The following is a 17,607-nucleotide window of genomic DNA, read 5'->3' on the forward strand; positions in this document are numbered from 1 at the left end:
TGCCGGGGGCAGGAGTTGTTCGCCGCGCGCTCCTGCCCCCGGTACCCAGCCCCCCGATCCACCCATCCGCGCAGGGCGGACGACTACGCCGAAAGGCAGCGGTGGCGCGCACCGGCGTCTGCGCCACTGCACATCACGTGGGCACCACAGACGAAGCCTGCTTACAGCGGCCCCCTTGAGCCGACAGCTGCCACGGCTCGAACGACGTCGGCCCTCGGCCTCGGTGCCCGTCCGCCACTTCGATCGGCGGGTTGGCACGAAGCCGTATGTACAGAGCCGCAAGCACAGGAAGGGACACGACATGCTCAACTACCAGCGCACCCGGCCCAGTCCTCACTCCACCGCACCCCCTTCCGCGGGTACCCGTTCCCCGCGGCGCGCGGCAACTGCTCTGCTGGTCGGGCTGATCACCATGTCGATCGGTGCCGTGTCAGGGGCGTCACCGGCCGCCGCCGAAGAGCCCACGCTGGACGCCGGTCAGTTCCAAGGCGTGAACTGGGCCAGAGTGGGAGACAACTTCACCTACGGCGCCGTTGTCCCCGAAGGGCTGAACGAATCCGACAGCTACGAGACCGTCAAGGTCAAGGCCGACGCCATCCTCAGCGGGTTCCGGAGCACGCTCGGCGCCAACACCGTACGGCTGCCGATCAACAGCCACTCCGTCCCGGGCACGACGTGGGGCGACAGGTACGCCGGCGCCATCGATGCCGCGACAGCCAAGGGCTTCAAGGTCATCCTCTCCTACTGGGAAGGGGACGGCGAGGACAGGAACAACGACGGGAAACCGGACGGGCCCGGCTGGAGCGGCAAGGTCGTCGACGCGGACGCGTTCAAGTCGATGTGGAAGGCCGTGGCGGACAGATACGCGTCCAACGGGCTGGTCTACTTCGAGCCGTTCAACGAGCCCCATGGGCACAGTGCCACCGAGTGGGCGGACATCGCCGCCAAGTGGATCGCCGACCAGCCGTCGGTCCCCAGGAACCGGATCATCGTGAGCGGGCCCGGCTACAACGACTACGTCACGAGCGTGTGCGCCGACTCCCGCCTCGACGGGACCTATCTCTCGCTCCACCACTACGCCTTCAGTAAGCCGGCGAGGACCTACGGCGAGTGGGTCACCGACTTCAAGAGCAAGGTCGGCACCTGCGCCAAGCGCACCGTCCTGGACGAGTTCGGCGCACCGATGGGCGGCGCAGGCGCGGACGCCGGCAAGGACTACAACGACGCCGACAGCACCGACAACTTCGTGCGGTACCTGCGCGCCGACACCGACACCGTCCGCGAACTCGGCATGGGCGCGGTCTACTGGCCTGCCATCGGCGGCAAGTACCAGGAGTACCCCGACCACGACTACTACTCGCTCTTCGACCTCAAGGGCAGCGGTGCCGACCTGACGCTCGGCATCCGCAACATCAGCGGCATCGACGCCGTCAAGCGTGCCTGGGGTGCCGACCCCGGCTCACACACGAGCATCCTGCGCAACGCCGACGGCAACGGCTGCCTCGACGTCCCCTACGTCAGCCGCGACAACGTCCAGGTCCAGGTCTACGACCAGTGCTCGGGCGGCGCCAACCAGCAGTGGACCCTGACGCCCTCCGGGCAGCTCACCGTCTACGGCGGCACCAAGTGCCTGGACGCCTACCGTGAAGGCACGAGCAACGCCACCCAAGTCGGCACCTACGACTGCAACGGGCAGAACAATCAGAAGTGGATGTTCTACTCCGACGGCACGATCCGCTCAGTGAAGTCCGGTCTGTGCCTGGACAAGGACCTGGCCACCGCCAAGGTCCAACTGTGGTCCTGCTGGGGCGGCGACAACCAGAAGTGGAAGACCAGCTGACGGACGTCCCCCCGGGGCACGCCCCGGGCCGGTCGCGGAAGCCAGGAGCCGCGACCGGCCTCCGGGGGGCGCGGGGAGTGAACGAGCCGGCCGCGGCCCCGGAGCAAGACGGGGCCGACGGGCCCAGAAGGTCATCCCACCCGGTCGGTCGACGTGACAGAGCCGTCCCGGTGGGCCGGCGCGGTGATCTCCCTTTTCAGGATCTTGCCGCTGGGGCCCGTGGGCAGTGTGTCCACGAGCCACACCTGGCGCGGGTACTTGTACGCCGCAACGCGGTCCTTGACGAACTGCTGGAGCTCGTCGGACGTGGCCTGCGCCTTCGGGCGCAGCACCACCGCGGCCGCTATCTCCTCGCCCAGATGCGCGTCGGCCACGCCCACCACCGCGGCCAGTGCGACGGCCGGGTGCTCGTGGAGCACCTCCTCGATCTCGCGCGGGTAGACGTTGTAGCCGCCGCGGATGATCATGTCCTTCTTGCGGTCGACGATGTACAGGTAGCCGTCCTCGTCCTGGCGCGCGAGGTCGCCCGAGCGCAGCCAGCCGTCCTGGATGGTGGCCGCCGTCTCCTCCGGGCGTTTCCAGTACCCCTTCATCACGTTCGGCCCGCGGACGGCCAGTTCGCCGATCTCGCCCTGGGCCACGTCCTGGCCCTTGTCGTCGAGGAGCCGGACCTCCACGTCCTTGATCGGGGTGCCGATGGACCCGGCCTTCCGCGGCCGGTCAGGGTGGTTGAACGTGACCACCGGACTGGTCTCGGACATGCCGAAGCCCTCCAGCACCACACAGCCGAAGCGGCGCTCGAAGCCGTGCAGGACCTCCACCGGCAGTGAGGCCCCGCCGGAGACGCACATCCGCAGCGTCGACACGTCCGCCTCCGAGGGGTGCTGGAGCAGCGCCGCGTACATGGTCGGCACGCCCTCGAAGATCGTCGCCCGGTCGCGGGCGATGGCGTCCAGCACGGTCTGCGGGTCGAAGCGGGGGATCAGGGTGAGTGAGGCACCGGCGCGGAGGGTCACGCTCATCGTGCAGATCTGGCCGAAGATGTGGAACAGCGGCAGACAGCCCACCACCACGTCGTCCGGCGTCACCTGCTGCACGTGGACCGCGTTGACGTCGGTGTTGTGCCGCAGCCCGGCGTGGGTGAGCGTCGCCCCCTTGGGGCGGCCGGTCGTACCGGAGGTGTACAGCAGCACGGCCACGTCCTCGCCGTCCGGCTCGCTCACCTCCGGCAGCGGCTCATGACCGGCCAGCAGCTCCGCGAAGGCGGCGGGCTCGACGGCCATGTGCCGCACACCGGCGGCGGCCGCGCCCTGCGCGCCCTCGCCCGGCGCCTGGTGCCACTCGCAGAGCATGACCGCGCCGGAGTCGCGCAGGTGGTACTCGGTCTCCCGGGTCTTCAGTAGCGGGTTCATCGGGACGACGACCGCGCCGGCGCGCAGCGCGCCGTAGTACAGGACGACGAACTCGGGAACGTTGGGCAGCATCAGGGCGACCCGGTCTCCCGGTCGTACGCCCTCGGCCCGAAGCAGCGCGGCGGCGCGGGCGCTGCGCCCGTCGAGCTCCGCGTAGCTGATGACCTGGTCCCCGAGTCGCAGCGCGGGGCGTTCCGGCTGCCGCCGTGCCGTCTCCACCAGAAACTCAGCCAGATTGGCCATGACCCGCCTCCACGAACGTCACCGTTGAAATCCGTTGTTCACGTTGACGACATGGTGCTGATGTCCGCGCCGACGGCCTATGTGCGGTGGGACAGCGCGTGTACTCCAAGATTGTTCCTGATGACAAAACACGGGCATTAAGCTGCTGGAATGGACATCTCGGGGGTGGTCTCGGCGCTTCATGCAAGGCTGCCGGAACTGGGCGAGCGGATGGCGCAGCGCATCCGCTCGGACGTCGATGCCTACAGGGACGAGTCGCTGATCCCCTTCGACTCGCTGCGCCGCTCGTGCACCGCCAACGCGGACATGCTCCTGAAGCAGCTCGGCCGGGCGGGCGAGCAGGACCCGAGCCCGGCCCGGGAGACCGGCCGCATCCGCGCCGAGCAGGGCGTGCCACTGGCGGACACCCTGCACGCGTACCGGATCGGCTTCGAGCTCGTGTGGACCGAGATCCTCATCGAGGCACGCACCCATCCCGAGGTCTCCGACGCCCGGCTGGTGTCCCAGTCGGCCGAGATCTGGGCGCTGTTCGGCCGCTACGCGGAGGCGGTGGCGGCGGCCTACCGGGAGACCACCGCCGAACTGACCTCGCGGCGTCAGGCCCGCCGCTCGGCACTGGTGGAAGCGCTGTTCACCGGCGCCATCGCCGACCACACGCTGTGGGAGGCCGCCCGCGAGCTGGGACTGCCCGACCGCGGGCCCTACGTGGTCGCCGCGGCGGCGGCCGACGCTCCCGGCGAGGAGCCGCTGGCGGGGACGGAGACGGCGCTGCGGCAGGCCCAGGTCCGCTTCGCCTGGCGGCTGCTGCCCGACCAGCAGATCGGTCTGGCCGCCCTGCCCACCGCGGCCGCGGAGGGCACCTGCCTGCGCATCCTGCGTCGCGCGGGCGCCCGCGTGGGCGTCAGCCCGTGCTTCGACTCGTTGCGGGACACCCCACGGGCTCTGCGCTTCGCCCGGCTTGCACTGGCCGGCCTCCCGGGCACCGGGCCCGGCGTCGCGCGCTTCGACGACGACCCGCTGGCGATGGTGGTTGCCGCCGCCCCGACCGAGGCGGCGCACCTGGTGGAGGTGGTCCTCCAGCCCCTGCTCGATCTCCCGGCCGCCGAGCGCGCCCGGCTCCTGGAGACCATGGAGCACTGGTACGCCGCCGCCGGCTCCGCCACGGACGCGGCGCGCAGCCTGTTCGTCCACCCCAACACCGTCCGCTACCGGCTGCGGCGCGTCGAGGAGCTCACGGCCCGCTCGCTGTCCGATCCACGGGCGACGGCGGACATCCGCGTCGCGCTCCTCGCGGCACGCCGGGCGAGCGCGTCGTTCAGCGACGTCAGTCAGTAACGACGCCTGTGTACTGCTCCGCACACGGCGTGGGGTGAGGCCCGGCGCCTCGGGCCGCGCGGGCGCCGGTACACCTCGCGGGACCTGCGCCGGACCACGGTGCCACCGGTCTCGGTGACGCCGTACCTGCGGTCGCCTCACCCGGTCGACATCGGCAGAGGTCATGAACGTTGCCTGGTGCCGGCCGGGGATCCTGGTCACACTGCTGAGGTGGACGCCATACACAGAGGTGACCCCGGTCTGTTCGGGCCCCGTTCCGTGACCTGGCAGATGCACGGCGACCCGATGATGTGGGTCGCGGGCATCCGCGCGCTCTACCTCCAGGCCCTGCACCCGCGTGCCGTACGCGGTGTCATGCAGAACTCCGACTTCCGGCGGGACGCCTGGGGCCGGCTGCTGCGGACGGCCGACTTCGTCGGGACGACGACGTACGGCACCACCGAGGCCGCCGAGAAGGCGGGCGCCCGGGTGCGCGGGATCCACCGCAGGCTGCGGGCCACCGACCCGGACACGGGGGAGCGGTACGGCGTCGACGAGCCCGGACTGCTGCTGTGGGTGCACTGCGCGGAGATCGACTCGTATCTGCGGGTCGCGCGGCGCTCGGGCTTTCGCCTCACCGACACCCAGGCGGACCGCTACATCGCCGAACACCGGGTCAGCGCCCGCCTGGTGGGCCTCGACCCGGACGCCGTACCGGCGAACCAGGAGGAGATGGCCGCCTACTTCGACACGGTGCGCCCCGAGCTCGCCTGCGGACCCGAGGCACGCGCGGTGGACGACTTCCTGCTCCGTCCGCCGACCCACCCCCTGCTCGTCCCGGCGCGCGAGGTCCTCTGGCGGCGCGTGGCCGACCTGGCGTACGCCGCTCTGCCGCCGTACGCCCACGAGCTGTACGGCAGACCGGCGCCCGAACCCACCACCGTCACCCGCCAGTTGCGTGCCACGGGCACCCTGCTGCGCTGCGTTCCCGCACGTCTGCGCTGGCAACTCCCGCCCAAACACATCCTGCGCGCCATGGCCCGGCTCGGCCCGGAGACCCGCCCGGCGCCGTACAAACCAGGGCGATAGCCCGCCATACTGGACGGGCCGGGGGAGGGTGGGGCGGACCGTCACGGGGGGCGATCGCGGGAGATGGGGGACAGCAGGCTGATCCAGGGCCGGTACCGGCTGCTGGAACCGATCGGGCGCGGCGGCATGGGCGAGGTGTGGCGCGCCCGCGACGAGTCGCTGGGCCGGCAGGTCGCTGTGAAGTGCCTCAAGCCGCTGGGACCGCACCACGACCAGTCCTTCACCCGCGTCCTGCGGGAGCGGTTCCGTCGCGAGGCCCGGGTGGCAGCCGCGCTCCAACACCGCGGGGTGACCGTCGTGCACGACTTCGGTGAGTCCGACGGCGTTCTGTTCCTCGTCATGGAACTGCTTCAGGGCCGCAACCTCAGCCAGCTGCTGGAGGACAACAAGCAGCATCCGCTGCCCGTCCCCGACGTCGTCGAGATCGCCGACCAGGTCGCCGCCGCCCTCGCCTACACCCATCAACAGGGCATCGTGCACCGCGATCTGAAGCCCGCGAACATCATGCGGCTCGCCGACGGCACGGTGAAGATCTGCGACTTCGGCATAGCCCGCCTCGGCCATGACATCGGCTTCACGTCCCGGCTGACCGGCACCGGCATCGCCATGGGCACCCCGCACTACATGTCGCCCGAGCAGATCGGCGGGGAGGAGGTGGACCAGCGCAGCGACCTGTACTCGCTGGGATGCGTGCTGTACGAGATCGCCACCGGCGTACCGCCGTTCGACCTCGACGACCCCTGGGCGATCCTCGTCGGCCACCGGGACACCCCGCCCCGGCCGCCCCGCGTCCACCGGGCCGAGCTGCCCGAGTACTTCGAGAAGATCATCCTCGACCTGCTGGCGAAACGACCCGAGGAACGCCCCCACGACGGGCGCGAGTTGGGCCGCCGGATCGATCTGGGCCGTACCACACCGGCGTACGTGCCCACCGTGGTGAGCCCGCGACCCGACCTGCGGCCCCCGGAGCCCGTGGCCCGGGAGCCCCGCCTGCCGTCCTGGACCCGCGGTATGACCACCGGCCACAAGGCCACCGGCGCCGGACTGCGCACCACGCCCCCCGACGCCGCGGCCGGCCTCACCGGCGAGTGGATCCCCCGGCCGGCCACCGGCCGGCCCGAGGAGACCGCGGCCCCCCACGAACCGCCCGCCCCGTCCGCGGCGACGCTCTCCGCGCTGGCGGGACGGCACAACGCGGGCCTCAGCCTCGGCCGGCTGGGTCGCTGGGCGGAGGCCGGTGAGGTGCACCGGGCCGTCGCCGCCGAGCGCGAGCACCTGCTCGGCCCCGACCACCCGGACACCCTCGCCAGCCGCTACGAGGTCGCCTTCACCCTCAGCCGCACCGGCCGCGCCGCCGACGCGCTGCGCGAGTACAAGCACGTCGCCCGCGTCCGCAGCCTCGCCCTCGGCCCGGATCACCCAGACACCCTCGCCGCCCGGCAGGAAATGGCCTACGTCCTCGGTCAGTTGGGCCGCCACTTCGACGCCCACCAGGTGTACCTGTCCGTGCTCACCGCCCGTGAGCACGCCATGGGCGCCGACCACCCGGACACCCTGCGCTGCCGCCACAACCTCGCCTTCAACCTCAGCAGACTCGGCCGTCTGGAGGACTCCTACCGCATGGCCGCCGAGGTCGCCGTCGCCCGCGCCCGCGTCCTCGGCCCGCACCACCCCGACACCCTGGTCACCCGCTACGAGGTGGCGTACGCCCTCGGCCAGTTGGGCCGCTGGGAGGAAGCCCTGCGGACCTACCGGGAGGTCGCCGAGGCCCGCGCCCAGGCCCTCGGGCCCGACCACCCGGACACCCTGGCCGCCCGCTACGAGGTCGGCATCAGCCTCGGCCGCCTCGGCCGCAGCGCGGAAGCGCTCCGGCTCTACCGCGACCTCATCGAGGACCGCACCCGCGTGCACGGCCCCGCCCACCCCGAGACCCTCCGCGCCCGCCACGGGTTCGGCGTCAACCTCGGCCGCCTCGGCCGCTGGGAGGAGGCCCTCGCCGAGTCCCGTGACGTGTGCGCGATCCGCGAGCGCGTCCTGGGCCCCGATCACCCGGACACCCTGGTCAGCCGCCGCGAGGTCGCCGTGAGCCTCGGCTGGCTGGGCCGCTGGCCCGACGCGCTCACCGAGTACCGCCGTGTCGCCGCCGCCCGCGAACACGTCCTGGGCCCCGCCCACCCCGACACCCTGGCCAGCCGCAACGACGAGGCCCACTGCCTCCAGCAACTCGGACGGGGTACCGAGGCGGCCGAGCTGTACCGGAGGGTGGCGGCGCTGCGGGAGCGGGGAAGCACCGGCGGGGGGTGAACCGGGCGCGTCCCCGGCCCGTGACCCCGGCGCGTCCCACCTATGGCCGACCTAGATCATCACGTGTTACGAAGAACCATGCGTGCACACGAGGGACACCCCGGACACCGTACGTACGACGCCGTCATCGTCGGTGGCGGCCACAACGGCCTGGTCGCCGCCGCCTACCTGGCCCGCGCCGGCCGGTCCGTGCTTGTGCTGGAGCGGCTGGACCGGACCGGGGGCGCCGCCGTGTCCACCCGGCCGTTCGCCGGTGTCGACGCTCGGCTCTCCCGCTACTCGTACCTGGTCAGCCTGCTGCCCAGGAAGATCGTCCGCGATCTCGGCCTGGACTTCCGGGTCCGCACGCGCAACGTCTCCTCGTACACCCCCGTGGAGCGCGACGGCAGGCCGACCGGACTGCTCGTCGGTGGCGGCGAGCGGCGCACCCGGGAGGCGTTCGCCCGGCTGACCGGCGGCGAGCACGAGTACGCCGCCTGGCGGCGCTTCTACGGCATGACCGGCCAGGTCGCCAAGAAGGTGTTCCCGACCCTCACCGAACCCCTGCCGAGCCGTGACGAACTGCGCCGCCGGGTGGACGACGAGGAGGCCTGGCGGACCCTCTTCGAGGAGCCCATCGGCGTAGCGATCGAGGACCGGTTCGCGGACGACCTGGTCCGGGGCGTCGTCCTCACGGACGCCCTGATCGGTACCTTCGCCGACGCCCACGATCCGTCGCTCAAGCAGAACCGCTGCTTCCTCTACCACGTCATCGGCGGCGGCACCGGCGACTGGGACGTCCCCGTCGGCGGGATGGGCGCGCTCACCGACGCCCTGGCCGCGGCGGCACGCGCGGCCGGCGCGGTCCTCGCCACCGGGCACGAGGCGGTACGCATCCACACGGACGGACGTACGGCGGAGATCACCTACCGGACGGCCGACGGCGAAGGCGTCACCGCCGCCCGGCACGTCCTGGTGAACGCCTCCCCGCAGGACCTGGCCGCGCTCACCGGGGACACGCCCCCGGACCCCGCCGAGGGCGCCCAGCTCAAGGTGAACATGCTGCTCAAGCGTCTGCCCCGACTGCGGGACAGCTCCGTCGACCCCCGCGAAGCCTTCTCCGGCACGTTCCACATCGCCGAGGGCTACGACCAGTTGGCCACCGCCCACGCCCAGGCCGCGGCGGGGGATCTCCCCGCCGCGCCGCCGTCGGAGATCTACTGCCACTCGCTGACGGACCCGACCATCCTCGGCCCCGACCTCGTCGAGAAGGGCTACCAGACCCTCACCCTCTTCGGACTGCACACCCCGGCCCGCCTCTTCGCGCGGGACAACGACGCCGTCCGCGAGGAGCTGCTGAAGTCGACCCTCGCCCAGCTGGACGCCCAGCTCGCCGAGCCGCTCGCCGACTGTCTGGCGACCGACGCCGAAGGCCGTCCCTGCATCGAGGCGAAGACCCCGCTGGACCTGGAGCGCGACCTGCGCCTGCCCGGCGGCAACATCTTCCACCGCGAGCTGGCCTGGCCGTACGCCCAGGAGGGCACCGGGCGCTGGGGCGTCGAGACACCGCACCCGAACGTGCTGCTGTGCGGGGCCGGTGCGGTACGAGGGGGAGGGGTGAGCGGAGTGCCGGGGCACAACGCGGCGATGGCCGTCCTTCAAGCGGACGCATGATTGCAGGGTGCAGCGCGCGCGAGCACGGCAGGAGCTGTGCGCGGGCCGCCTGACACCGATGCGAGAGCCCGGGTGATCAGTCCGAGGAGCGGCTCCAGCCGGTCGCCGTGATCCGCGTCGCGTCCGCCGGCCGGGCCTCGTCGAAGAGGACGGTGCCCGCCGCGTCCACGCGCAGTGCGTCGACGTAGGCCCCACGGCCCACGTACAGCCGATCGGTGGTGTATCGCCAGCGGAGCTCCAGCTGCCGATGCGTGGGCAGTCGGGCCGTGAGCCGGTGCCAGACGCGGCCCGACCAGCCCGTGACGGTACCGGTCGGGTGGTCCTGGTACGGCTCATGGCGACGTGCCGTGGCGAAGGGGAGCGGCTGCCAGGTGGCGCCCCCGTCGGTCGTCGCCTCCAGCGCGAGGACGTCCGCCCGTGGTTCGGTGTCCCACCACAGGGCGCAGTGCAGCCGGGCGCCGCCCGCGGACGTGTCCAGCGGGGGCAGCGCGAGGGTGGCGGCCGTCGCGTTCGCCATGCCGGAGAACCAGGCGGTACGGCCGTGCCGCGGGCGGACCGGGACGGCGCGGGCCAGGTGGTTGGCGGCGGCCACCCTGGGCGCCGAGCCGGAGCGCCAACTGCGCACCGGGTGGACCGAGTTGCCGAGGATCACCAGAAAGGAGTCGGTCGTCGGGTCGAGGACCAGCGAGGTGCCGGTGAAGCCGGTGTGGCCCGCGGTGCGCGGGGTGGCCATCGCGCCCATGTACCAGTGCTGGTGGAGCTCGAAGCCGAGGCCGTGCTCGTCGCCGGGGAAGGCGGTGTTGAAGTCGGTGAACATCAGCTCCACCGACTCCGGCCGAAGGATGCGGGCCCTGCCGTAGGCGCCGCCGTCGAGGAGTGTGCGGCCGAGGATCGCGAGGTCCCAGGCGTTGGAGAACACGCCCGCGTGGCCCGCGACGCCGCCGAGGCTGAAGGCGTTCTCGTCGTGCACATCCCCCCACACCAGCCCACGGTCCAGGCCGGACCAGGGCCTACGGGCGTCCTCCGTGGCCGCGATCACCGGCTTCCAGGCGGCGGGCGGGTTGTAGCGGGTGCGGTGCATGCCCAGCGGGGCGGTGATCTCCTCGCGCAGGAGGGTGTCGAGCGTGCGGCCGGTGACCTTCTCCAGGACGAGCTGGAGGGAGATGAGGTTCAGGTCCGAGTAGAGGTAGGCGGTGCCCGGAGGGTTCAGCGGGGCCTCGTTCCAGATGAGCTGGAGCTTGGCCTCGTACGTCGGCGCGTTGTACAGCGGGATCCACGCGCGCAACCCCGAGGTGTGCGTCAGGAGCTGACGGATCGTGATGTCCTGCTTGCCCGCCCGGCCGAAGTCCGGGAGGTGGGAAGCGACCGTCGACTCCAGCGCGAGCGCACCCCGCTCGATCTGCTGGACGGCGAGGACGGAGGTGAACAGCTTGGACACCGAGGCCAGATCGAAGACGGTGTCCTCGGCCGTCGCGATCTGCCGCTCCGCCGGGAACTCGACGCCCGTGCCGGTTTGTTCGTCGTACGCCTGATAGCGCACCGCCATCCCGATGGGCCGGTGCAGGGCAACGGTGTGGCCGCGCCCGGCGAGCAGGACGGCGCCCGCGTACCAGGGGTGCGTGGGGGAGGGGCCGAGGAACGTTTCAGCGTCGGTGACCAGGCGGCGCAGGTGGGCGGCGAGGAGGCCGGCCCGCTCGGGGGAGCCGTGGCGCAGTGTGCTGCGGCCCGGGGACGCGGTCGCCCGGGCCGGACCGGCAGGGAAGGGCGCGAGGGCCAGGGCGCCACCCAGGGCCATGGTGGCTCTGCCCAGGTGCCGCCGGGTCAGTCCGCTTCGGTCGTCGGTCATCGAGGCCTCCCGCGGCTCCGCCTGAAAGAATCTTTCCGGGATCACCTTGCGTGGTGAAACTTTCGTGTCAGGTGTGGACCGTGTCAACGGGGCATGCGGCGCAACTGATCTGACGGTGTATCAGAAAAGGCCTTCCGTCGTCCGGAGGACTGCGGCATCCTGCGCCCATGCAGACGGAGCTGAGCAAGAAACTGGGAGTCGAGCACGCCGTCTTCGGCTTCACGCCGTTCCCCGCCGTCGCCGCGGCCATCAGCCGGGCCGGCGGCTTCGGAGTGCTCGGCGCGGTCCGCTACACCGCCCCCGACGACCTCACACGCGACCTCGACTGGATCGAGGCCCATGTCGAGGGCAGGCCCTACGGCCTGGACGTCGTCATGCCCGCCAAGAAGGTGGAAGGCGTGACCGAGGCCGACGTCGAGGCGATGATCCCCGAAGGACACCGGCAGTTCGTCGAGGACACCCTCGCCAAGTACGGCGTGCCCGAACTCGCCGAGGGCGAGGCGTCCGGCTGGCGCATCACCGGTTGGATGGAGCAGGTCGCCCGCACCCAGCTCGACGTCGCCTTCGACTACCCGATCAAGCTGCTCGCCAACGCTCTCGGCTCACCGCCCGCGGACGTGGTGGAGCGCGCCCATGATCAGGGCGTCCTCGTCGCCGCCCTCGCGGGCAGCGCCCGCCACGCGGAGAAGCACAAGGCCGCGGGTATCGACATCGTCGTCGCCCAGGGGTACGAGGCAGGCGGGCACACCGGCGACATCGCCTCCATGGTGCTCACACCCGAGGTCGTGGAGGCGGTCGACCCGCTGCCCGTGCTGGCGGCCGGCGGCATCGGAAGCGGCCGGCAGGTGGCTGCCGCGCTCGCCCTCGGCGCCCAAGGGGTGTGGCTGGGGTCCATATGGCTGACCACCACAGAGGCCGACCTCCACTCACCGGCCCTGACCCGCAAACTGCTCGCCGCCGGATCCGGCGACACGGTCCGCTCCCGCGCCCTGACCGGCAAACCCGCACGCCAGCTGCGTACCGAGTGGACCGACGCCTGGGACGACGCGCACGGGCCCGGCACCCTCCCCATGCCCCTGCAGGGCCTGCTCGTCGCCGACGCCGTCTCGCGCATCCAGAAGTACGAGGTCGAACCGCTGCTCGGCACCCCCGTCGGGCAGATCGTCGGCCGGATGACCGCCGAGCGCAGCGTCCAGGCCGTCTTCGACGACCTCACCAGCGGCTTCGAACGAGCCGTCGACCGCATCAACCGCATCGCCGGAAGGAGCGGCCAGTGACGAACACACCGCCCGTGGGCTTCTGGGCCCAGGCCGCGGCCGACCCCCACCGCACGGTCCTCGTCGCCCCCGACGGCGAGGCGTGGACCGCCGGACGGCTGCACGCCGACGCCAACCGCCTCGTACACGGCCTGCGCACGGCCGGTATGGAGCGCGGGGACGCCTTCGCGGTCGTCCTGCCCAACAGCGCCGAGTTCTTCACCGCCTACCTCGCCGCCAGCCAGGCCGGGTTCTACCTGGTGCCGATCAACCACCACTTCGTCGGCCCCGAGATCGCCTGGATCGTGGCCGACTCCGGCGCCAAGGTGCTCCTCGCCCACGAACGCTTCGCCGCCCCCGCACGCCACGCCGCCGACGAAGCCGGCCTGCCCGGCAGCCACCGGTACGCGATCGGCACGGTCGAGGGCTTCCGGCCGTACGCCGAACTCCTCGACGGGCAACCGGAGTCGGCACCCGGCGACCGCACCCTCGGCTGGGTCATGAACTACACCTCGGGCACCACCGGCCGCCCCCGCGGCATCCGGCGCCCCCTGCCGGGCAAGGCCCCCGAGGAGGCGTACCTCGGCGGTTTCCTCGGCATCTTCGGCATCCGCCCGTTCGACGACAACGTGCACCTCGTCTGCTCACCGCTGTACCACACCGCCGTCCTGCAGTTCGCGGGCGCGTCCCTGCACATCGGCCACCGGCTGGTCCTCATGGACAAGTGGACACCGCAGGAGATGCTCCGTCTCATCGACACCCACCGGTGCACCCACACCCATATGGTCCCCACCCAGTTCCACCGGCTGCTGGCACTTCCCGAGGACATCCGGGCCCGTTACGACGTGTCCTCGATGCGGCACGCCATCCACGGCGCCGCGCCCTGCCCCGACCATGTGAAACGGGCGATGCTCGACTGGTGGGGGCCGTGCGTGAAGGAGTACTACGCGGCCAGCGAGGGCGGCGGCGCCTTCGCCACCGCCGAGGACTGGCTGAAGAAGCCCGGCACCGTCGGCAAGGCCTGGCCGATCAGTGAACTGGCCGTCTTCGACGACGACGGCAACCGGCTCCCACCGGGCGAACTGGGCACCGTGTACATGAAGATGAACACCGGCGGATTCGCGTACCACAAGGACGAGGCCAAGACACGCAAGAACCGCATCGGTGACTTCTTCACCGTCGGCGACCTCGGCTACCTGGACGAGGACGGCTACCTCTTCCTCCGCGACCGCAAGATCGACATGATCATCTCGGGCGGGGTGAACATCTACCCGGCCGAGATCGAGTCCGTGCTCCTGTCGCACCCGGCCGTGGCGGACGCCGCGGTCTTCGGCATCCCGCACGACGACTGGGGCGAGGAGGTCAAGGCCGTCGTCGAACCGGCCCCCGGCCACGAGCCCGGCCCCGCACTCGCCGCGACCCTTCTCGACCACTGCGCGGAGCGACTCGCCGGGTACAAACGGCCGAGGAGCGTGGACTTCACCGCCGAGATGCCGCGCGACCCCAACGGCAAGCTGTACAAGCGGCGGCTGCGGGACCCCTACTGGGAGGGGCGCGACCGAGCGCTGTGAACCCGGCCCCGCGACGCCGGCGGCGGCTGCCCGAGGTGACCGACGGCTTCAGGGACGGAGGCGAGGAAGGGCCTGAAGGGCACTGGCCAGGCCGGTCGCGTCGGTGCCGATCTTGCGGTACACACTGGACAGCAGCGACCGCACTCCCTGTTCGGTGAGGTGCAGGTCCTTGGCGATCACCGCCACCGGCTCGCCCTCAACGGTCAGTTCGGCCGTACGGTGCTCCTGGGCGGTCAGCGTTTCGGCCGGGGCGTAGCGCAGCGGCAGCGGGCGCAGGCCGGCCGCCGACAGCTCCTCCCTGGCCTTGCCGGCCAGCGCCTCGGCCCCGCAGTGGACCGCGCCCTCCAAGCCCCGGTAGAGCCGGTCGGCGGCCTCCTGGAGCTGCCCGTTGCGGGACAGCGCGGCACCCTGGCCGACCAGGGCGCGGGCGAGTTCGTACGACGAGGGCGACTGCTCCAACTGGTCGACGGCCTGCGCGTACAGGTCGAGCGCCGCCGGTCCGCCGGTCACCTCGGCGAGGGTGTGAAGGGCCTGCCCGAGAGCGGAGGCGGCGCCGAAGCCCCGGGCGCGCTCGACGGCGTCCCGGGCATGGCGGACCGCCTCGTCCGGGGCGGTCGGGGCGAGCGCGGAGGCGAGCCGCAGCTGCCACGGGCACCAGGCCGGGTTGCGCCAGGCCCGTTCGTCCAGCCAGTCGCCGACCGCGGACAGCACCGGCACCGCCTCGGCGTGCCGTCCCTCCGCCAGGAGCAGTTCCGCGTACACGGTGCGCGGGTCGGGATAGACGACCGCGCTCGGGACCGTCTCACCGAAGCGGTGTTCGTCGGCGAGGGCGCGCGCCTCGGTGATCCGCCCACGGGCCAGCAGGATCTTGATGAGGATGCCGACGCCGAACCACCGGGCGGCCACGACCCCCTCCACCTTGTCGGCGATGCGCAGGCCCTCCCGTACGAAGTCCTCGGCCTCGGCGAGACAGCCGCGTCGGTAGCGGATGTAGGCGGCGATGGTCTGCCCGAAGGCCAGGTGGGAGCCCCGCCAGCCCTTCGCCGCGCAGTCGGCCATGCCCCTGTGGAACAACTCCTCGGCCCGCCGGGGCTGATCGCCGTACATGTAGACCAGGGCGACCGACAGAGGTACCTCGAACCCCCGGTTCTCGTCGCTCCAGCTCATACCGCCGCGCAGAGCCCTGTCGGCATGGGCGAGGGCGGTCTCGCGCGGCTCTCCGCGCTTGACGGCGTCCCAGGCCCGCAGCCCCAGGATGTAGCGCTCCTCCAGACTGCGCCCGGGCAACTGCTCGGCCAGCCGCGCCAGCGTCCGGGAACGGGCCACGGAGTCGCAGTCCTCGGCGCGGACCATGCTCCAGACGAACTGATCGGCCTGCATCCGCAGTTTGACGCGCGGATTCGTGGCCTGCCTCGCCTCCTGCGCCGCCACCGCCACGGCTTCGGCCAGCTGATCGGTGTGGGCCAGCGCCGTCGTCAGCCGATAGACGACGGACGCCCGCAGATCGGGCTCGACATCCGGTTCGGCCAGCGCCTGGCGGAGATAGCGCACCGTGGCCGTGGGCTCGATCAGGAACGTCGAGCACGCGAGTTCGTGCAGGACCACGGCGCGGTCCTCGGGCAGGGGCGGTTCGTGCAGAGCGCGGGTCAGCAGACGCCGGGCGGCCTCCGTCGCCCCGGCCCGCAGATACTCGCGGGCGGCCTCGCGCAGGCAGTCGACGGTCTCGGGGTTGCCCTCGCAGGGCACCTCCAGCAGATGCCGGGCGGCCGCGGTGGGGCCGTACCCCGCGTCGAGGAGGGCCACCGCGGCGGCGTTGTGCAGACCGGTGCGGAACGCCTTCGGGAGGGAACGGTAGATCGTCGTGGCGATCAGCGGGTGGACGAACTCGAACTCACCCCCGGCCACCCGGCCCTCGGCCAGGATCCGGGCGCCGCGCAACTCCTGGGTCGCCTCGGCGAGCGCCTCGTCGCCGAGCACCGCGATGGCCGCGGCCAGCTGCGGCGAGAAGGGCGACCCCAGCACGGACGCCGTCTGGGCGAAACGGACGGTCGCCGGATCGAGCCCTTCCAGACGCTCGAGCAGTCCCGGACCCTTCACCGCCGCGGCGAGCTCACGCATCGCCGGCAGGTCCTCCTCGGTCCCTGCGAGCCGCCGCTCGCCCAACCCGATGGCGAGCTCCACCGCTTCGAAGGGGCTGCCACCGGTGGCCGCCCAGCATTCCTTGCAGAACCGCTCCTCGGCGTCCTCCCCGACCTCGTCCCTGACGATCCGCGCCACGCCGTCGGCGGAGAGCCGCGCCAGCTCGTGAGGGCGGCCCCCGTGACGTCCGAGAAGCCCGCCGAGTTCGTCCGCCTCGGGCGGCAACTCGCCCGGCCGGTAGGCGACCACGATCAGCAGCGGAAGGTCGTCGACCCGCGGCGCGAAGGAGGTGAGCCAGGTCAGGGACTCGGCGTCGGCCCAGTGCAGGTCGTCCAGGAGCAGGACGACCGGAGCCTTCTCCACCGTCAGGCGCGTCATGACCCAGTCGAGACCCTCACGGACACCGGTCGGGTCCGGCGCGGGGGCGGGCCCCCGCGCCTCCAGACCGAGCACCGCGGCCACGATGTCGTACCAACTGCCCAGGAAGGCCCGCCGTTCCGCCTCGTCCATCCGTGCCAGCGAGGGCTGGACCAACTGGCGCACCACACGGAACGCCAACTCCTGCTGTTTCTCCCCACCTCTCCCGGAAAGCACCGTGAACCGGTGTGCCGCGGCGCGGACACGTGCCTCCGTGATGAGCGCGGTCTTGCCCAGTCCGGCCGACCCGGTGAAGGCGAGCAGCCCCCTGCGCCGCGCACGCGGCACGCCGTCCGTGGTGCGTCGCAGCTCCTTGAACGCGGCGTCGAGGGCCTGAAGTTCCCGTCGGCGCTCGATCAACGTCCGTTGTTCGGTGATCGGGTGCCGCGGCTCCATCGCCATGCGCCGTACCGCTTCCTGTCGTTCGGCCTCGGGTGGGCCGAGCGTACGCCGCGTGGGCCTGCGGCAGGGCGGATCGGGCACCAACGGGTGAATCATGAACTTCCGGTGGGAGAAGGGCCGT

10 protein-coding genes are annotated in these 17,607 nt (G+C 72.0%); 7 read left to right on the forward strand and 3 right to left on the reverse strand.

Annotated elements, in window-relative coordinates:
* Positions 1 to 301: 301 nt before the first annotated feature.
* The gene (locus tag ACFYNL_RS03660) at positions 302 to 1,840 is read left to right on the forward strand and encodes a ricin-type beta-trefoil lectin domain protein (protein WP_388795800.1); all 1,539 of its coding nucleotides are present in this window, start codon (positions 302 to 304) and stop codon (positions 1,838 to 1,840) included.
* 131 nt (positions 1,841 to 1,971) lie between these two features.
* Here ACFYNL_RS03660 and ACFYNL_RS03665 read toward each other — a convergent pair whose 3' ends face one another.
* A complete protein-coding gene (locus ACFYNL_RS03665; protein WP_388795803.1) occupies positions 1,972 to 3,495 on the reverse strand; it encodes a long-chain fatty acid--CoA ligase in 1,524 nt (507 codons plus the stop codon).
* A gap of 165 nt (positions 3,496 to 3,660) precedes the next feature.
* Here ACFYNL_RS03665 and ACFYNL_RS03670 point away from each other — a divergent pair, with 165 nt between their 5' ends.
* The 4 genes from ACFYNL_RS03670 to ACFYNL_RS03685 all read left to right on the forward strand — a co-directional run bounded on the left by ACFYNL_RS03670 (position 3,661) and on the right by ACFYNL_RS03685 (position 9,855).
* A complete protein-coding gene (locus ACFYNL_RS03670; protein ID WP_388797296.1) occupies positions 3,661 to 4,830 on the forward strand; it encodes a PucR family transcriptional regulator in 1,170 nt (389 codons plus the stop codon).
* Positions 4,831 to 5,100: 270 nt separating this feature from the next.
* Positions 5,101 to 5,898 carry an oxygenase MpaB family protein gene (locus ACFYNL_RS03675; RefSeq protein ID WP_388797299.1) on the forward strand — a complete coding sequence of 266 codons (798 nt, stop codon included), beginning with the start codon at positions 5,101 to 5,103 and terminating at the stop codon, positions 5,896 to 5,898.
* 63 nt (positions 5,899 to 5,961) lie between these two features.
* On the forward strand, positions 5,962 to 8,202 hold the full coding sequence (locus ACFYNL_RS03680) for a tetratricopeptide repeat protein (RefSeq protein ID WP_388795806.1): 2,241 nt from the start codon (positions 5,962 to 5,964) through the stop codon (positions 8,200 to 8,202).
* Between the two features lie 78 nt (positions 8,203 to 8,280).
* Positions 8,281 to 9,855, forward strand: a complete 1,575-nt coding sequence (locus ACFYNL_RS03685; protein WP_388795809.1) for a phytoene desaturase family protein — start codon at positions 8,281 to 8,283, stop codon at positions 9,853 to 9,855.
* Between the two features lie 76 nt (positions 9,856 to 9,931).
* Here the strand turns inward: ACFYNL_RS03685 and ACFYNL_RS03690 are convergent, their stop codons facing one another.
* Positions 9,932 to 11,701 (reverse strand): serine hydrolase, encoded by a 1,770-nt coding sequence (locus tag ACFYNL_RS03690; protein WP_388795812.1) that lies wholly within the window; start codon positions 11,699 to 11,701, stop codon positions 9,932 to 9,934.
* Positions 11,702 to 11,868: 167 nt separating this feature from the next.
* Between ACFYNL_RS03690 and ACFYNL_RS03695 the strand changes: the two genes are divergently transcribed.
* The gene (locus ACFYNL_RS03695) at positions 11,869 to 12,978 is read left to right on the forward strand and encodes a nitronate monooxygenase (RefSeq protein WP_388795814.1); all 1,110 of its coding nucleotides are present in this window, start codon (positions 11,869 to 11,871) and stop codon (positions 12,976 to 12,978) included.
* The gene (locus tag ACFYNL_RS03700) at positions 12,975 to 14,528 is read left to right on the forward strand and encodes an acyl-CoA synthetase (protein WP_388795817.1); all 1,554 of its coding nucleotides are present in this window, start codon (positions 12,975 to 12,977) and stop codon (positions 14,526 to 14,528) included. The genes ACFYNL_RS03695 and ACFYNL_RS03700 overlap by 4 nt, the downstream gene beginning before the upstream one ends.
* A gap of 48 nt (positions 14,529 to 14,576) precedes the next feature.
* Here ACFYNL_RS03700 and ACFYNL_RS03705 read toward each other — a convergent pair whose 3' ends face one another.
* Positions 14,577 to 17,486 (reverse strand): AAA family ATPase, encoded by a 2,910-nt coding sequence (locus tag ACFYNL_RS03705; protein ID WP_388795820.1) that lies wholly within the window; start codon positions 17,484 to 17,486, stop codon positions 14,577 to 14,579.
* Positions 17,487 to 17,607 lie beyond the last annotated feature (121 nt).

This window comes from Streptomyces sp. NPDC007808, assembly GCF_042868655.1.
Taxonomy (GTDB): domain Bacteria; phylum Actinomycetota; class Actinomycetes; order Streptomycetales; family Streptomycetaceae; genus Streptomyces.